17 protein-coding genes are annotated in these 17,641 nt (G+C 36.9%); 1 reads left to right on the plus strand and 16 read right to left on the minus strand.

Annotated elements, in window-relative coordinates; genetic code table 11:
* Position 1: 1 nt before the first annotated feature.
* The 4 genes from O3607_RS02045 to O3607_RS02060 all read right to left on the minus strand — a co-directional run bounded on the left by O3607_RS02045 (position 2) and on the right by O3607_RS02060 (position 4,658).
* Positions 2 to 2,449 (minus strand): ATP-dependent Clp protease ATP-binding subunit, encoded by a 2,448-nt coding sequence (locus O3607_RS02045; protein WP_005386386.1) that lies wholly within the window; start codon positions 2,447 to 2,449, stop codon positions 2 to 4.
* A gap of 109 nt (positions 2,450 to 2,558) precedes the next feature.
* The gene (locus O3607_RS02050) at positions 2,559 to 3,620 is read right to left on the minus strand and encodes a protein arginine kinase (protein ID WP_371443231.1); all 1,062 of its coding nucleotides are present in this window, start codon (positions 3,618 to 3,620) and stop codon (positions 2,559 to 2,561) included.
* 12 nt (positions 3,621 to 3,632) lie between these two features.
* On the minus strand, positions 3,633 to 4,130 hold the full coding sequence (locus tag O3607_RS02055) for a UvrB/UvrC motif-containing protein (RefSeq protein WP_241567122.1): 498 nt from the start codon (positions 4,128 to 4,130) through the stop codon (positions 3,633 to 3,635).
* A 48-nt stretch (positions 4,131 to 4,178) separates the two neighbouring features.
* Complete coding sequence (locus tag O3607_RS02060) at positions 4,179 to 4,658, minus strand: CtsR family transcriptional regulator (RefSeq protein WP_024065767.1); 480 nt, start codon at positions 4,656 to 4,658, stop codon at positions 4,179 to 4,181.
* Positions 4,659 to 4,872: 214 nt separating this feature from the next.
* Between O3607_RS02060 and O3607_RS02065 the strand changes: the two genes are divergently transcribed.
* Positions 4,873 to 5,379, plus strand: coding sequence for an S-adenosylmethionine decarboxylase family protein (locus O3607_RS02065; RefSeq protein WP_005386379.1), 507 nt, complete (start codon positions 4,873 to 4,875; stop codon positions 5,377 to 5,379).
* A gap of 103 nt (positions 5,380 to 5,482) precedes the next feature.
* On the opposite strand, the gene O3607_RS02070 is transcribed toward O3607_RS02065, so the two are convergent.
* The 12 genes from O3607_RS02070 to O3607_RS02125 all read right to left on the minus strand — a co-directional run bounded on the left by O3607_RS02070 (position 5,483) and on the right by O3607_RS02125 (position 17,641).
* Positions 5,483 to 6,166: an HAD hydrolase-like protein gene (locus O3607_RS02070; protein ID WP_308518847.1), complete on the minus strand. Its 684-nt coding sequence runs from the start codon at positions 6,164 to 6,166 to the stop codon at positions 5,483 to 5,485.
* 1 nt (position 6,167) lies between these two features.
* The gene (sufU, locus tag O3607_RS02075) at positions 6,168 to 6,593 is read right to left on the minus strand and encodes a Fe-S cluster assembly sulfur transfer protein SufU (protein ID WP_005386377.1); all 426 of its coding nucleotides are present in this window, start codon (positions 6,591 to 6,593) and stop codon (positions 6,168 to 6,170) included.
* Positions 6,594 to 6,607: 14 nt separating this feature from the next.
* The gene (locus O3607_RS02080) at positions 6,608 to 7,837 is read right to left on the minus strand and encodes a SufS family cysteine desulfurase (RefSeq protein ID WP_005386375.1); all 1,230 of its coding nucleotides are present in this window, start codon (positions 7,835 to 7,837) and stop codon (positions 6,608 to 6,610) included.
* A 12-nt stretch (positions 7,838 to 7,849) separates the two neighbouring features.
* Entirely contained in the window at positions 7,850 to 8,896 is a 1,047-nt protein-coding gene (locus O3607_RS02085; protein ID WP_371443232.1) for a SufD family Fe-S cluster assembly protein, read from the minus strand.
* A gap of 9 nt (positions 8,897 to 8,905) precedes the next feature.
* A complete protein-coding gene (gene sufB, locus O3607_RS02090) occupies positions 8,906 to 10,315 on the minus strand; it encodes a Fe-S cluster assembly protein SufB (protein ID WP_060924274.1) in 1,410 nt (469 codons plus the stop codon).
* Between the two features lie 8 nt (positions 10,316 to 10,323).
* On the minus strand, positions 10,324 to 11,067 hold the full coding sequence (gene sufC, locus O3607_RS02095; RefSeq protein WP_105093857.1) for a Fe-S cluster assembly ATPase SufC: 744 nt from the start codon (positions 11,065 to 11,067) through the stop codon (positions 10,324 to 10,326).
* Between the two features lie 296 nt (positions 11,068 to 11,363).
* Positions 11,364 to 12,620 carry a diaminopimelate decarboxylase gene (locus O3607_RS02100; RefSeq protein ID WP_371443233.1) on the minus strand — a complete coding sequence of 419 codons (1,257 nt, stop codon included), beginning with the start codon at positions 12,618 to 12,620 and terminating at the stop codon, positions 11,364 to 11,366.
* A 58-nt stretch (positions 12,621 to 12,678) separates the two neighbouring features.
* Positions 12,679 to 13,095: a DoxX family protein gene (locus O3607_RS02105; protein ID WP_024066583.1), complete on the minus strand. Its 417-nt coding sequence runs from the start codon at positions 13,093 to 13,095 to the stop codon at positions 12,679 to 12,681.
* Between the two features lie 369 nt (positions 13,096 to 13,464).
* Positions 13,465 to 15,090 carry a chaperonin GroEL gene (gene groL / locus O3607_RS02110; RefSeq protein ID WP_024066582.1) on the minus strand — a complete coding sequence of 542 codons (1,626 nt, stop codon included), beginning with the start codon at positions 15,088 to 15,090 and terminating at the stop codon, positions 13,465 to 13,467.
* A 113-nt stretch (positions 15,091 to 15,203) separates the two neighbouring features.
* Positions 15,204 to 15,485, minus strand: coding sequence for a co-chaperone GroES (gene groES, locus O3607_RS02115; protein WP_004696047.1), 282 nt, complete (start codon positions 15,483 to 15,485; stop codon positions 15,204 to 15,206).
* A gap of 200 nt (positions 15,486 to 15,685) precedes the next feature.
* On the minus strand, positions 15,686 to 16,252 hold the full coding sequence (locus O3607_RS02120; protein WP_119208027.1) for an ANTAR domain-containing response regulator: 567 nt from the start codon (positions 16,250 to 16,252) through the stop codon (positions 15,686 to 15,688).
* Positions 16,253 to 17,641, minus strand: a complete 1,389-nt coding sequence (locus O3607_RS02125) for a sensor histidine kinase (RefSeq protein WP_257846472.1) — start codon at positions 17,639 to 17,641, stop codon at positions 16,253 to 16,255.

The following is a 17,641-nucleotide window of genomic DNA, read 5'->3' on the forward strand; positions in this document are numbered from 1 at the left end:
TTTATACGCTGACAACAATCTCGTTATCCTTGACATCTACTTTTATAGTTTTTCCTTCTGTAACATCTCCTTTCAAAATAAGGTCTGATACAGGGTCCTCAATTAATCGTTGAATAGCTCGTTTTAGTGGTCGAGCCCCCATTGTAAAATCAGAACCTTCCTTAACGAGTAATTGCATCGCCTCAGATGTGATTTCTAATTGAAGCTCACGCTCTTTAAGGCGTTTTGTAACATCACTCATCAAGATAGAGACAATGTGTTTTAAGTCCTCTTCAGTTAATGGCCGGAATACAATCATTTCATCAATACGATTTAAAAACTCAGGTCTGAAATGACGTTTTACAGCATCCATAACAGATTTCTTAGCTTCTTTAAAATCTATACTATTAGATTGATTTGTAGAAGATTCAGATTTTTTAGGAGCTAAGAATCCAAGCTCTGAAGAGTTCTTATGTAAAGCTTTAGCACCTAAGTTACTCGTCATGATGATAACTGTATTTCTAAAATCTACAGTTCTACCTTGACTATCAGTAAGGCGACCATCATCAAGAACTTGTAACAAGATATTAAAGAAATCTGCATGTGCTTTCTCTACTTCATCGAGAAGAATAACACTATATGGTTTACGACGCACCGCATCTGTTAGTTGACCGCCTTCTTCATAGCCCACATAGCCTGGAGGGGCACCAACTAAGCGTGATACAGTATGCTTTTCCATATATTCTGACATATCAAGTCGAATCATAGCAGATTCATCGCCGAACAAGGAGGACGCAAGTGCTCTTGCTAGTTCAGTTTTACCTACCCCTGTGGGACCTAAGAATAAGAATGAACCAATAGGACGTTTCGGATCCTTTAATCCAGCCCTTGCACGGCGCACAGCTTTAGCTACAGCAGTAACAGCATCATCTTGACCTACTACACGTTTATGAAGCTCTTCTTCCAAATGGAGTAAAGTTTGGGATTCTTCGTCTGCTATTTTAGCCACTGGAATTCCCGTCCATTGTGCCACGACTGCTGCTATATCGTCTTCCGTAACTACTAACTTTTGCTCACTTTCTTCTTTTGCTACAGATTTTTTATCATCAATTTCTTTAACTAAAGATTGCTCCTCGTCACGAAGTTTAGCAGCCTTCTCAAAATCTTGTGATGTAACAGCAGCTTCTTTTTCTTTCTTTACTGTATTGAGTCGGTCTTCTAAGGCCTTAACATCTGGTGCTGCAGAAAATACTTTCATGCGGACCTTAGATGCAGCCTCATCAACCACATCGATAGCCTTATCAGGCAAGAAACGATCTGTAATATATCTACTGGATAAGGTAACAGCTGCTTTTAAAGCTTCATCCGTTATTTTAGCCTTATGGAACGCTTCATAGCGATCTCGTAAGCCTTTTAGAATTTCAAGAGCATCCTCTTCGTTAGGTTCTCCTACTTGAACAGGTTGGAAACGACGCTCTAAAGCGGCATCCTTTTCAATATGCTTTTTATATTCATCAAGGGTTGTAGCACCAATAACTTGGAATTCACCGCGTGCCAAAGCTGGTTTCAAGATGTTCGCTGCATCCATGGCCCCTTCAGTGGCACCGGCACCAACTAAAGTATGGATTTCATCAATAAAGATAATCATGTCATCATGTTGTTGTACTTCATCAATCGCTTTTTTTAATCGTTCTTCAAATTCGCCACGGTATTTTGCACCAGCAAGCATAGAACCAATGCTAAGGGAAATAATTCTCTTATTCCGTAAAATCTCCGGTACATTACCAGTAACAATACGCTGAGCCAAACCTTCGGCAATGGCTGTTTTACCTACACCAGGTTCACCAATGAGAACTGGATTATTTTTAGTTCTACGGCTAAGAATTTGAATAACTCGTTGAATTTCTGTATCGCGACCAATAACAGGATCAATTTTACCTTGTTTCGCAGATTCATTTAAATCTGTAGCAAAATCGGTTAAGTCACCTAAATCGCCATTGTTATTCGCTCCTTCTTGTCTACCATCATCACCATTACTACTAGAGCCCAGAATATGACGAATCGCTTCTACTATATCGTCGGTACGAATATTCATAGCCCGTAAAATTCCAACTGCAACACCACCGCCATCGCTGAGTAAACCGAGTAGAATATGCTCAGTACCAACGTAGTTATGATTCATGCGGTTAGCTACTTGAACAGCTAACTCAAGTACATGTTTAACACGTGGCGTCATATATATAGATGTTGCTTTTTTATTACCGCGCCCCACTTGCTCTTCTACAGCTTCAAAAATATCTTCTGTAACTATACCAAGCTCTTCTAAGGCCTTAGCCGCAACACCATTTTTAACCTTTGTCAGCCCGATGAGTACATGTTCAGTGCCTACATAGTCATGTCCCAACTCCAATGCAGCTTCTTGAGCAAAAGAAAGGACACGCTGTGCATCATCTGTAAATCGTTGCATCATAATATCACCTCTTCTATCTATGTAAATTGTAATTGTATCTCTTCAAATATATGTGAACAATGGTGGGAAACACCATTGGAATATCAATTGAGTATTTGTGAAATATATACTATTTTGAAAGTTTTTGACGTATTACTTTAGCTCGATAGCTATCACGCTCGATATCTGTTAGATTATCATTTCCTGCATACTTTGAAAGGAAATTAGGTCTAGTTATAGCAATCAGCTCATTAAAGGAATCCTTACCCCATTGAGGTAAAATATTTAAGTCAACGCCTAACTGGATATCACTAAGCTTTGTTAAAGCCTCTTTACCATTTACACGGCGTGCATTCTGTAGAACTCCATAGGAGCGCCATAACACATCTTCTAAACCTTCTTTATCATTATGTAATAATAACTGACGAGATTTACGCTCTTCCGCAATTATTCCTTCTACAATCTTGCTTAATTGCTCAATCGTTGCTTCTTCACTTATCCCCATCGTACGTTGATTGGAAATTTGGTATATAGCGCCTAAAGCCTCTGAGCCTTCGCCGTACAGACCTCGTACAGAGTATCCTAATTGAATGATGCTGCGAATGAGTCGTGTAATTCGACCAGACATAGTTAATGCAGGCAAATGTAGCATGACAGATGCTCTTAATCCGGTTCCTACATTTGTAGGGCATGCCGTCAAATAGCCAAAGCGTTCATCAAAAGCATAGGGATGCTTTGCCTCGATAGCCTTATCAATTTGCACTGCATGGTCATAGGCCTGTTGCAATTGAAGTCCAGAAGCCATAGATTGAATTCGCAAATGATCTTCTTCATTTACCATAATCACAATTGATGCATCGTCAGAAACCACTAAGTTGCGGTACGGTAGTTTTTCCTCTAAAGCAGGGCTCATCAAATGTTTTTCCACTAATATAGCCCGATCACGTTCACTTAATTGCTCTAGGTTAATATTAGAATATTGATGTCCATCTACGTCTTTTAGGGGTTTAAGCAAACTTCTAGAAAAAGAATTTACTTTTTCTAATGACGACATATCATTTCGATTTGTAAAAAGCACACCATCAAAGTTTCTTGCTAATCGAATCCGACTAGAAATCACAATATGATCCGTTGCGTCCGTATCGAGTTGTAGCCATGAACTTAAAGGAGAGTCTAATATAGTATCTAACATAATAAGAACCTCCTATTCTTTATTGCCACCAATGATGGCTTCTAATTCTTTTATTTTATCTCTTAAGATAGCTGCATCTTCAAATTTCTCTGCTTGAATTGCCATCTCTAATTGATTACGCAATTGTTTAACTTCATACTTAGCTTTAAACACATTATTACCATGACTAGGAACTGACCCTTCATATTCAGAACTACCTTGCAAACGTTGTAATAACGGTTTTATTTCACTAGCAAAAGTTTCATAGCATGTATCACAACCAAACTTGCCTACCCGATTAAACTCATCATAGGTAATACCACATTGAGGACACCGTTTAGATTGATGAGATTTTAATAAATTATCAGGATAGACCATATTTTTAAAGAAATCATTGGTAAAAAAGCTATCATCCCACATATCATTCATAAAGGAACTATAGGGAGATAATTTTCCCTCTTGTTGTAGTGCTGTAGCACAAGTATTGCACAAATGTTGTTCCGTTTTCTGATTATTTACAATATTTGTCATATGGATAGTAGCTTCATTTTTATGGCAATGATCACATATCACTGATCATCACTCCTTCCGTAGTGTATCCACCATTGTTGCGTATAGCTCACGAATTGCATTATTTCGATGTTCAATATCCGTATTTTCAATCAATGTAGCAAAAGAATTATGCATCAATTGAGCCTCACGACGAGTAATTTTTTCTGCTTGTAGTAATTGAAATAATGATTGGTCTACATCTTTTATATCAATTAAACGATCTACTGTATTTTGACCTTCATAAATACGATAGGTTGTTACAGCTGGTAGAGAATCAGAACTTTCTGGATTTAATTTTGTGATTCGAATATATCCACCTAATCCACGTCTTGATTCAACATCAAACCCACGCTCATTGGAAAATCGCGTACTTAGAACATAACTAATTTGCGAAGGTGCACAATCTAACTCATCGGCTAATTCGTTACGCTTTAAAATTAATTTCTCTTGTTCTTCACGCATACGATCCAATATAAACTTTTCTATTTTATCAGCTATCATACTCATAAAAAACACCTCTTTAACATTTTATTTAATATATATTTTGACTATTTGCTTTTTACATACATCTATTATATTTGACTTTTTGACTTTAGTCAATATAAAGGTCAAATTTCTATACTATACATTTGACCTTTTAATACATCCCCCTATAATTGGACTTAATCTTAAATTATAGGTATAATAAATGAGATATATTTTTATGAAAGAAGGTGTTGTTATGGCAGAAGCATTAGGACAAGAACTGTTAATTGATTTATATTCCTGCGATGAAGATGCAATCTCATCCGCTACAGCTGTACAAGAAAGTGTAGCAACCGCATTTGATTTAGCTGACCTTGATGTTGATGAAATCAGTTGTCAAGTTATGGACGAGGAGATCGCCCTCCTATCTGTTGCACCAGGCTTTCACTTTACATTGCACACGTATCCTGCTCTAGGCTATGTGGCTGTTGATTTGTATTCTTTTGAGCAATCCTTACCGCTCACATTAATTATGAAAGCGTTGCGTAAATCTTTCAGAGCAGAAAAGGTAAAAGCAACAAGTGTACAACGTGGCGACTTTGGTAACGAGCGCGATATGAAGCCACGTCGCAAAACAAAGATTACTACACTTGGTCGTGTTTCTCGTACACGTATTCAACTCAAACAAACAGGCGGCAAATTGAAAAAACAAAGTGCTAAGGTTATCAAAACATTAGCTAAAAAAAGCGGCCTAAAAAAATAACACAAAAGGACTAACCTATTGGTTAGTCCTTTTTAGATGGATGCCAAAGGGCTAGAGGAAATTCCTCTAGCCCTTTTAAGGTTGATATTTTATTTAAAATAGCTTATCTACGAACCATCATTTCTTCAAGGTCCAGAACATCAGCAATTTCATCAACGTCATCACAGATGTACTCTGCATCGGCTTCTTTTAGTTCAGCTTCTGTACCATAACCATAGGTAACACCAATAGAGATACATCCAAGTTCATTAGCTGCCTCTACATCATACTTACGATCACCTACCATAAAGGCCAAACGACGACCATTGTCATCAGTTAAAGGATTGCCACAAAGTTTAAGAGCTTTTTCAAGTATCTCTTTCTTATGTAATAAACCAGATTCATAATTTGCACCAACAATGACATCAAAATATGGTGTCAATTCAAAATGGTCTAAAATATCCTTAGCATAATGTTCTGGTTTAGCTGTAGCAACAGCTATGGTGTATTGTTCAGTTTTGCATTTAGCCAATAAGTCTACAATATTCGGATATACTTGATTTTCAAATTTACCGATTGTACCATACCGTTCACGGAATTTAAAGTATGTTTCTTCCGATTGCTCAAAGGTCATACCACAATGTTCTTGGAACGCATCTACCAATGGTGGTCCTAAGAATAATTGTAGTGTTTCTTCATCAGGTACATCATAACCAAAATGTTCCAATGCAAATTTAATGCTTTTAAGAATACCTTCTTGAGAATCAGTTAAAGTTCCATCTAAATCAAATAATATCGTTTTCTTCATATTATTTCTTTAAAGCCTCTTTCAATGTATGCCATGCAAGAACTGCACATTTAACACGTGCTGGCATGTTAGAAATATTTTGTAGTGCCATAGCATCTTCTAATTCTTCTAACTCATTTTCATCGGTAATCTCTTTTTTGATCATACCTAAGAAAACTTCTACCAAACGAAGAGCTTCCTCAACGGATTTGCCCTTGATGATATCAATCATCATAGATGCAGATGCTTGACTGATAGCACAACCAGAGCCTGTGTATGCAGCATCTTTAATAATGCCATTTTCCACATTGAGTTGCAATGTTAGGTCATCACCACAACTTGGGTTATGGCCATGCTCAGAATTTGTAAAATGAGCTAATTCATGTTTATTACGCTTATCTTGGTTATGTTCCAAAATAAGTTCCGTATATAATTGATCCATTTCCATTGATGGTAAATCTCCTAATCTTTAAAACCCATTACTGAACGAACTGTCTTTAATACTTCAAGGAATGCATCTAGATCTTCCTTACGAGTATATAAGTACATACTTAGACGAGTGGATGCAGATACGTTGTAGAATGCACCTAATGGTTGTGCACAGTGGTGACCGGAACGAACACAAATGCCCTTAGAATCCAAAATTGTAGCTACATCATGAGGATGTACATCATCTACTGTAAATGCAATTACGCCGTGTTTTTCCTTAGGATTTTGAGAGCCAATTACGTGAACATGTGGCAATGCAACAATCTTAGGAAGAATATATGCTACAAGTTCCTCTTCATAAGCTTCAATAGCATCCATGCCAAAGGATTCTAAATAATCAATAGCTGCATGCAAGGAAACGGCACCATCAGCATTTGGAGTACCAGCTTCGAATTTATATGGAAGCTCATTGAATGTAGCAGTTTGTTCTTTTACATATTCAATCATGTCCCCACCCAATAGGAATGGTGGCATAGCTTCTAATAACTCACGTTTACCATAGAGTACACCAATACCTTGAGATGCACACATTTTATGGCCAGAGAATACGAAGAAATCACAATCTAATTCTTGGACATCAATTTTTTTATGAGGTGTAGATTGAGCACCATCGAGGACTACTACAGCACCTACAGAATGCGCTTTTTCAGTTAATTCTTTTACAGGGAATTCCATACCAAGCACATTGCTAACATGAGCAAAGGCAACAATTTTAGTGTTTTCATCAATTTTATTGATTTCACCATCTTTTAAATGCCCATGTTCATCAAGGTACATATATTCTAAAGTTGCCCCTGTTTGTTCTGTCACATATTGCCATGTTACAAGATTGGCATGATGTTCCGCAACAGTAATGACAATCTTGTCACCTTTTTTCACATTATGAAGACCATAGCTATGAGCAATCAAGTTCATAGATTCTGTACTATTACGTGTGAATACAACTTCTTCACGTTCACGAGCATTGATAAATTCAACTACGCGATCACGAGCATTTTCATAGTCTTCAGATGCTTCAATAGCTAAAATATGAGAGCCACGATGTGGATTACCATTACGTTGTGTCATATGTTCCACAACACGATCAATTACGGACTGTGGAATTTGTGCAGTAGCACCGCTATCTAAATAGATAACGCGGTGCCCATTATGCTCTTTATGTAGTATAGGAAAGTCTTTGTATGCTTCTGCAATTGGTCTCATAAAAACGCCTCTTTAAATTTTATTACGTACAGCTGCTAACGCTGCTTCTTCAATCGTTTCATCACCAATGCGATCAATAATAGGTCGAATCATAGATTCTACAATGATATGTTTTGCTTCTACTTCACTAAAGCCACGGCTCATGATATAGAACAATTTATTATGATCAATTTGGCCTGCACTCGCTGCATGATTACCAACTACATTATCTTCTTTACACAATAATAGAGGTAAAGAAACAGATTTTACAGTTGGATCTAACAATAAGCAAGTATCTTCTTCCGCACCTTCAGAAGCTGTTGCACCATGAAGGAAATCAAGAGTACCACGGAAAGATTTTTTAGAATTGCCACTAAGAGCACCTAATGTATGAATATCACTGAAAGATTTTTTACCACCATGACTCATAACCATGGAGATATCAAATTTTTGCTCTTCGTTGCCAAGATAAGCAATATCATGAACCATACGAGATTCTTGACCTACTAAATCATGATAGTAGTTCAAAATATTTTCGCTACCACCAAGTTCAATATTAATGTATTCTACATCTGCTTTATCTTCCAATTTTGTATAACGATGTTCGATATGTTGTACATGTTCAGGTAAAAGATTTACCTTTTTCACTACAACTTTACCGCCTTCTTTTACATCGTATTCATTTAGATAACTAATATTTGTTAAAGCTTCACCAGTGCCAGTTACATAGAATTGTACCTCTAGTTCTGCCCCTTCACCAACGATGAATTGGAAACGGTTAGCTACACGTGCATTAGCATCAATGCGGATGCCTACAACTTCTTTTGTCTTAGCAGAAACATTGATAACATAACCTTCTGCATTATCCACCAATGCTTGAATAGCATCCTTATTAGCACCTTCATATTTAGCATTTAACAGTGCTGTTCCTGTAGGCAATGGTGAAAGTATATTTTGATTCGCTTCTACCGCGATGGATTGTACAGATGTATCTTCTCCAGCTAGAGAGCTTACAGTATGGTTAACACGCAACCATCTGAATGTCGGTCTAGGGAGTTCATTAAATAGTAATTCGCTCATAATTCCTCCTTAACCGATAGAACCTTCTAATTCAAGATTGATTAGATTGTTCATTTCTACAGCATACTCAAGTGGTAATTCTTTGGAGATTGGCTCAACGAAACCACGAACGAGCATTGCACGAGCTTCTTCTTCGCTAATACCACGTGTCATGAGATAGAAAATCGCTTCGTCGGAAATACGACCGATTTTAGCTTCATGACCTAAATCCACATTATCGTTTTCTACGATAATAGCTGGGATTGTATCAGATTGAGACTCTGCATCAAGCATCAAGGATTCACAAGATACAGTCGCTTTGGAATGTTCTGCTTTAGGGCCAATTTTCAAAAGGCCACGGTAAATAGCAGCACCACCGGATTTGGAAATAGATTTAGAGTTTACATTACTAGTTGTGTAAGGAGCATTATGAACTACCTTACAACCAGTATCAAGGAATTGTCCTTCGCCAGCAAATGTTACACCTGTGAATTCAGCATGTGCACCTTCACCATTAAGGATACTCATTGGATACAAGCAAGATACTTTGGAACCGAAGGAACCAGATACCCACTCAATAGTACCACCTTTACCAACTACACAACGTTTTGTGTTAAGGTTGTACATGTTTTTGGACCAGTTTTCAATTGTAGAATAACGCAATGTAGCATTATCCTTTACAAACAATTCAACGGCACCGGCATGAAGGTTAGATACGTCGTATTTAGGAGCAGAACAACCTTCGATGAAGTGTAATTTAGCCCCTTCTTCTACGATGATCATAGTATGCTCAAACTGACCAGCACCTGGTGCATTCAAGCGGAAATAGGATTGCAATGGAATCTCTACTTGTACACCTGCGGGAACATATACGAAGGAACCACCAGACCAAACGGCACCATGAAGAGCAGCCCATTTATGATCTGTAGGTGGAATCAATGTCATCCAGTATTTTTTTACGATTTCTTCATGCTCATGAAGCGCAGTTTCGATATCAGTATAGATAACGCCTTGTTTAACAAGATCTTCTTGGATACTGTGGTATACAACTTCAGAGTCATATTGAGCACCAACACCTGCAAGAGATGTTTTTTCCGCTTCTGGAATACCTAAGCGATCAAAAGTGCTTTTAATTTCTTCTGGAACTTCGTCCCAATTTTCTTTCATATCTACTTTTGGCTTAACATAAGTATGGATATTTGCCATATCTAAGCCAGAAATATCGGGAATCCAATTTGGAATACCCATGCGATTGTAGATTTCTAAAGATTTCAAACGGAAGTCAAGCATCCATTCAGGTTCATTTTTATTAGACCAAATTTCACGGATAATATCTTCTGTTAAACCAGCATCAGAAATATAAGAATATTCAAAGTCATTCTTAATATCGTAGACACCACGGTCCATATCCGCGACTTGGGTTTTCTTTCTTTCTTCCATTGTGCCTCCTATGCTAATGCTTTGTATGCGTCGTAACCTTTTTCTTCGATTTCACGTACAAGAGAAGCATCACCAGTTTTAACGATCTTACCATTGATCAATACATGAACAAAATCAGGTTTTAATTTTTGCAAGATTTGGTTATGGTGAGTGATGATCAATACAGCATTTTCTTCGTTGTGGAAACGTTGTACACCTTCAGATACGATACGAACCGCATCTACGTCAAGGCCGGAGTCTGTTTCATCAAGAATAGCCAATTTAGGATTTAAAATGGACATTTGAAGAATTTCATTTTTCTTGCGTTCACCACCGGAGAACCCTTCATTTACATAACGTTGTGCATAAGATACATCGAAGGATAATTCATCCATTTTTTCTTTCAATTCTTTTTTGAAAGATAAAGCGCGTACATTTTCACCAGTAATTGTAGATTTCGCAGTACGGATGAAGTTTTCTACTGTAATGCCAGGAATAGAAATTGGATTTTGGAAGGACATAAAGATACCTGCTTTCGCACGATCATTTACTGCATCTTCCGTAATATCTTTACCATCAAAAACAATAGATCCGCTATCTACAGTATATGTAGTGTTACCCATAATAGCATTGGCAAGTGTAGATTTACCTGCACCATTTGTACCCATAACAACATGGATTTCACCTTTATTAATTGTTAAGTTGATACCTTTTAAGATTTGTTTACCTTCAACGGATACCTTTAAATCTTTTATCTGAAGTAATTCAGCCAAAATGTTCACTCCTTCTCATAATGTATGTATTAATAAGAAACATACAAGCATTATATGTAAAACGTATATATTGACACATATAAAAAGGCGGTACGCACTAACGTGAATACCGCCGTAATTCTCGCCAACTTAGCAAGTATGTGCATAACAATCTATAATCATTATACATTCTTATCTAAATGATAGCAAGATATTCCTACTAAAATATACAGGAATTAAAAGAATATCATATATTACATATATTGATAGGTTTTTATTAATATTCATTCTCATCCTATTCGATTCTCAATATTAAATTATAGGTTAGAGAAATCGAGGGTGCCAAACAAATCATCATATGTTTCAGCACGACGAATTTGTGTAACAGAACCGTCTTTATGCAATAACAACTCAGCAGAGCGCAATTTACCATTATAGTTGAATCCCATGGAGTGACCATGCGCACCAGCATCATGAATGATAATACGATCGCCAATATCGATTTTTGGCAACTCACGTTGAATAGCAAATTTATCATTGTTTTCACATAAAGAACCAGTTACATCGTACACGTGGTCCTTAGGTGCATTTTCTTTACCCATTACAGTAATATGGTGGTAAGAACCATATAAAGCTGGACGCATAAGGTTTGCCATACAGGAATCTAAACCGATGTAGTGACGATAAATATCCTTTTTGTGAATTGCTGTAGAAACTAAGTAACCAAATGGACCTGTAACCATACGGCCACATTCATAAGCCAATGCTACATCACCAAGGCCATTAGCTACTAGAATTCTATTATAGGCCTCTTCTACACCTTTACTAAGTGCATTGAAATCTACTGGTGTTTGTTCTGGTTTATAAGCAACACCTACACCACCGCCAAGATCGATAAACTCAACATTGATGCCTAGTTCATTTTTAATATCTACTGCTAGATTGAAGCAAAGTTCAGCAGTGCCAACTAAGCCATCAATATCAAGCTCGTTAGATACAACCATTGTATGGATACCAAAGTGTTTTACACCTTTAGCTTGCAACTGTTTATAAGCTTCAAGAATCTGTTCACGTGTCATACCATATTTAGCTTCTTCAGGAAGGCCGATAATTGTATTGCCGCCTTCTTTTAAGGAGCCTGGGTTATAACGTACGCAGAATGTATCAGGCAAAGAACCATGATTTTTTTCCAAATATTCAATATGAGTAATATCATCAAGATTGATGATAGCACCTAATTCAAGTGCTTTTTTATATTCCACATATGGTGTGTCATTAGATGTGAACATAATATCATGACCTGTAATACCCACTTTTTCACATAGCATTAACTCTGCTAAGGAAGAACAATCTGCACCAACGCCAAGTTTTTGCAATACACGCATAATATATGGATTTGGTGTCGCTTTTACAGCAAAATATTGTTTGAACCCTTTATTCCAAGAAAATGCATCGATGAAAGATTTCATATTTTCAATGATACCTTCTTCATCATAAATATGAAATGGTGTTGGATATTTGGCAATAATATTTTCTAATTGTTCGGCTGTAAACGGAACTGTTTTTGTATTCATAATAACCTCGCTACACAAATAAAAGACCCATCAAACGATGAGTCTATTATCCTAATTATTATTTAAATAAAGCTTTATCAAGACTATAGCGGCCTGCGCCAGCGAAGAACAACATAAGAGCACCAAAGCCCATTTGAGATGGGTAATCCCAACTAAAGAAACTACCGTTAATACTCAATGTTGTTGCCATAGCTAATGTACCGATGAGCATAAGAGATCCAATTCTAGTGAATAGACCTAAAACAATAAGAATACCACCAATCATCTCAGCACAAGATGCCATAGTACCTAATATTTCATACCCACCAGGTACGCCTAATGGAGCCAACATAGATCCAACTTTATAAAGGCCTTCAGGACCACTTAACCATTTTAGATAACCATGATAAAACATGGAAATACCAAGTGCCAAACGGTAAATTAAGAGGCCAAAATTAACATAATTAGGTTTACTTTTAAAAATAAAGCTTAACATAGTAATCCTTCTTTCAAATCAAAATAAAAATCGAAATAATTCGATATCGTTATTATAGTGGAGAAAAACTACCATGTCAAACTAGACTCAATATTAAATTCTATAGAATTATAACATATGTGGTATACAAAATCAATTTTATCGATTTGATAAACCTCATATGTTAGTCTAATTCAAATCATAAGCATAAAGAAAAATCGTCTGCTATTTATACGATTTATACTATTTGTACTGTCTATATCATATGTATTGTAAAATACCATTGCTAATTTAGATAAATACAAAATAATCCTAATGAAAAAGTGAACATATAGTTCCTAATTCATTAGGATTATTCTAAATTTTATAGATTATGCTCTAAGCAGTTGATTACATCATACCGCCCATGCCACCCATTGGAGGCATTGCAGGTGCTGCAGCATTTTCTTCTACTTTATCAGCTACGATTGTTTCAGTAGTCAATACAAGAGATGCAATGGATGCAGCATTTTGAAGTGCAGAACGTGTTACTTTAGCAGGGTCCACGATACCAGCTTTAACCATGTCGATATATTCTTCAGTCAATGCGTTGAAACCAACACCAGCTTCTGTATTTTTAACTTTTTCTACTACAACGGAACCTTCAAGACCAGCATTGTAAGCGATTTGACGAAGAGGTTCTTCTACTGCACGTTTAACAAGGTTAATACCAGTTTGAACGTCGCCAGTTTCTTCCAATGTGTTCAATGCAGGGATGATATCGATGAATGTAGTACCACCACCAGCTACGATACCTTCTTCAACAGCTGCACGAGTTGCGTTCAATGCGTCTTCGATACGAAGTTTTTTATCTTTCATTTCAACTTCTGTAGCAGCACCTACTTCGATAACTGCAACACCACCGGATAATTTTGCAAGACGTTCTTGTAATTTTTCACGGTCGAATTCGGAAGTTGTTTCTTCTACTTGTGCACGGATTTGGCTTACACGTTTAGCGATTACGTCTTTATCGCCTACACCATCGATGATTGTAGTTTCATCTTTAGTGATACGAACTTGACGAGCTGTACCAAGATCAGTAAGTTCTACAGAATCAAGTTTGCGGCCCATATCTTCAGTAATTACAGTACCACCAGTCAAAATAGCAATATCTTCAAGCATAGCTTTACGACGGTCACCGAAGCCAGGAGCTTTTACAGCTACTGCTTTGAAAGTACCACGCAAGCGGTTTACTACCAATGTAGCCAATGCTTCACCTTCTACATCTTCAGCGATGATAAGAAGTTCTTTACCTACTTTTACCACTTTTTCAAGTGTTGGCAACATATCAGCAATAGCACTGATTTTACGGTCAGTAATCAAGATATATGGGTTATCCATTACAGCTTCCATACGGTCAGGATCAGTTACCATGTATGGGGAAATGTAACCACGGTCAAATTGCATACCTTCTACTACGTTTAATGCAGTTTGCAAGCCTTTGGATTCTTCTACAGTGATAACGCCGTCGTTACCTACTTTTTCCATAGCTTCAGCAATTAAGCCACCGATTTCTTCGTCCGCTGCGGATACACTTGCAACTTGAGCGATTTCAGCTTTACCAGAAACTTTAATGGAACGTTTTTTAATTTCTTCAACCAAAGTTTTAACTGCTGTTTCAATACCTTTTTTCAAGATCATTGGGTTAGCACCAGCTGCTACGTTGCGCATACCTTCTTGGATCATAGCTTGTGCCAATACTGTTGCAGTAGTAGTACCATCACCTGCTACGTCATTAGTTTTAGTAGCAACTTCTTTAACTAATTGAGCGCCCATGTTTTCAAATGGATCTGGAAGTTCGATATCACGAGCAATAGTTACACCATCATTTGTGATTGTTGGGGAACCGAATTTTTTATCCAATACAACATTACGACCTTTTGGTCCCAATGTAACTTTTACAGCGTTTGCCAATTGATCAACGCCACGACCTAAAGCGCGACGAGCTTCTTCATTAAACAAGATTTCTTTTGCCATATGTATTACCTCCTAGATAATAACAGTATCTAATGTAAGGGAATGTATATGCCCGTAGGCAATATAGAATGTATCAATAGTAGGTTTAGCTCTATACAGCTATAAATTAGCTATTATAGTACTGCTAAGATATCGCGTTCGCTAATGATCAAATGAGTAGCGCCATCGATTTCTAATTCGCTACCAGCGTATTTTGCGAACATAACAGTATCGCCAACTTTAACTTCTGGAGCTACACGTTGACCATTGTCATAAACTTTACCAGCACCTACAGCTACTACTACACCTTCTTGAGGTTTTTCTTTTGCTGTATCAGGAAGGAAAATACCACTTTTAGTTTTTTCTTCTTTTGCTTCTAAACGGATAAGAACGCGGTCAGCTAATGGTTTTAACATATGATGTCACTCCTTATTTACTAGTTATTATTTACAATTTATTAGCACTCTAAGTTACCGAGTGCTAATCACATGTATTATTATAACCTATGTCAAAATAAATGCAAGCAGAAATTTTGATTTTTTGACTTTTTAGCTTTTATTTGATATTAGACACAAAAGACTAGTATAAGTTTTGATTCTTATACTAGTCTTTGTATCTATTTTGAAACTTGATTAATTAATGCTTTACAGATATTAACAATACTATCTCGTTTCTTCATACTTAGGGCGCGAATACGATTATAGGCTTCCTCTTCTGATATAGAGTATAGCTCCATCAATATACCGGTTCCTTTTTGAATGATTTTACGATCCTCTAATGATTGTTCTAATTCAGCCATTTTTTCGCGTAGCTCAGCATCACTATGATAACGCCCTAATGCCATTTCTAAGGTTGGAACCAATTGTTCTTCACGAACAGGCTTAATTAAATATCCATATACGCCAGATTCTCTAGCCTTATTTATTAAATCCTGTTGACTATAACTTGTTAATAGAACTACAGGTGCTTCATGGTGAAAGCCAATTTGTCGTGCTGCTTCGATGCCATCTAATTCTGGCATTTTTACATCCATTAGAACAATATCAGGTTTATATTCTTTGCAAAGCTTGATGGCTTCAACACCATTAGTCCCTTCTGCCACAACTTCATGACCAGAGGATTCAATAATATCGCGTAGATCCATACGTATAAGGGATTCATCATCCACTATTAAAACGCGCATTTACTTCTCCTTCTTCATATGTATTGTCACTAGAACACCGGCATCAGTATTTTTAACAGATAGACGCCCTTTTAACTCATGGGTAACTAAATTATTAATGATAGTTAATCCTAAACGCTTATTCGAGTTAATAGAGAAATCTTGAGGTAATCCTTTTCCCGTATCAGAAAAATCTAATACAATATATTCCTCTAATTCCGAAACAGCTAGACGAATCTCCCCTGCTTTACCATCTAAACCATGTTCAAGGCTATTAGTAATTAATTCATTAGTTATGAGGGATACATAACTTGCCATATGAGAGGAAATCAATATATCTTCTCCACTATAGGTAAAGGTAACCTCTTGGTCTTGTCTGATCATACTCATGCGCAACAAACGACATAACTCGTCATAGATTGATCGGATACCAATATAATCCTCATCATAATGGGACACAATATCGTGAACCAAAGCCATACTTTCAATACGATTGATTCCCTCTTGTAAGGCTTGTTTAACTTCTGGCAGACTAGAACGTCTTGCTTCCATACGTAGTAATCCCGCTACAGTTTGTAAATTGTTTTTTACACGGTGATGAACCTCTTTGATAATAGAATTCTTTACCAGCAATTCTTGTTGCTGCTTACTTTCACGGGTACAATCGTGAAGCACGAGGAAACAACGTGTTTCATTGCGTCCCATAGCAATAGGAATCATATGCTGACGAATTACCATATCTTGATAGATTTCTTCACTAGTGTATATCGTTCTATCATCCAACACTTGTTGGATGGCTGAAATTTTTAAGGTACTGCTATAAATTGATGACCCTACTAGTCGTCGATCAAATCCAAGCAAATCTACTAATTGTATAGCCGACTCATTACCATAGAGAATTCTATGAGAATCATCGAAGATGATTAAACCATCGAAATAAGAAATTGGCTCATACGATTGTATTTGCTCATCTGTAGCAGTTAACATGAGACGTTGCATCGTATCAGATAAGATATATTCTTGTTCGTATTGATTTTTTTTAATAGACGGAGATACTGTAAAAACTATCCCCCCAATAATACGACCACCATTGTCGACAACAGGAAAAACATGTTGTCGTTGATCATGCTCTACCCCAATAAGAGGTTGACCATTTCCCATCATAGAATGCCACGTATTATTTCCTTTTATTTGTCGAGTAATAACACCTTGCTCGCTCCGTTCAATGCATAGCATATCTGCACGTTGCTGCATATCACCTTGTGATTTTTCTAGAAGAGGCGTAAAAATCTGTATCCTTTGACGGGTCAATGACTCGCCAAAGGATATAAGTTTACTAATATGCTCAAGTAGTGAGGTTTGTAATGGTCCTAATGGTGTTGTATTTAAAATATCTTGACCGATATCCAC

The organism is Veillonella sp. 20925_1_51 (genome assembly GCF_041431445.1).
In the GTDB taxonomy this organism is placed as follows: domain Bacteria; phylum Bacillota; class Negativicutes; order Veillonellales; family Veillonellaceae; genus Veillonella; species Veillonella nakazawae.